Origin of the sequence: Nocardia abscessus NBRC 100374, assembly GCF_000308455.1 — a bacterium.
GTDB lineage: Bacteria > Actinomycetota > Actinomycetes > Mycobacteriales > Mycobacteriaceae > Nocardia > Nocardia abscessus.
Map to the genome: position 1 here is coordinate 1 of NZ_BAFP01000212.1, position 531 is coordinate 531.

At 66.7% G+C, this 531-nt stretch carries 1 pseudogene; it reads right to left on the reverse strand.

The features are described 5' to 3' along the window. Positions 1 to 531: pseudogene (locus ON19_RS30780) on the reverse strand (FAD-dependent monooxygenase); the annotation flags it as partial.

The following is a 531-nucleotide window of genomic DNA, read 5'->3' on the forward strand; positions in this document are numbered from 1 at the left end:
CGTCCTCGATACCGAGGTTCATACCTTGACCACCTGCCGGTGAGTGCACATGGCCGGCATCACCGGCCAGCAGCACCCGGCCGTGACGGAAGACGTCGGCGATGCGGTGATGCACCCGGAAGCGCGAACCCCACACCACTTCCTCGACCACGACCGGGTGGGCCTGCGGGCCGCGTTCGTCCAGCAACCCCTGCACGAACGCGATATCCGGGTCGTGCGGTGCTTCATCGACGGTGGCCACGATCCGATACCTACTGTCGGGCAGCGGCGCGACCACCACCAGCCCAGCCGGTGAAAAGTACAGGATGACCTCATCGGTGGGCACGCCACCGGTCAGGCGGACATCGGCGAGGACGAACGATTCGGCGTAGCTGCCACCGGTGAATCCGATCCCGGACTGTTCCCGCGCCAGGCTGTGCATCCGTCCGCCGCCAGCAGATAGCGAGCGCGGATCGGTTCGCCTTCCGAAAGGGTCGCGGTGACAGAATCCGGTTCCTGGGTTATCCCGGTGACCGTGGCCGGGCGGGTCAC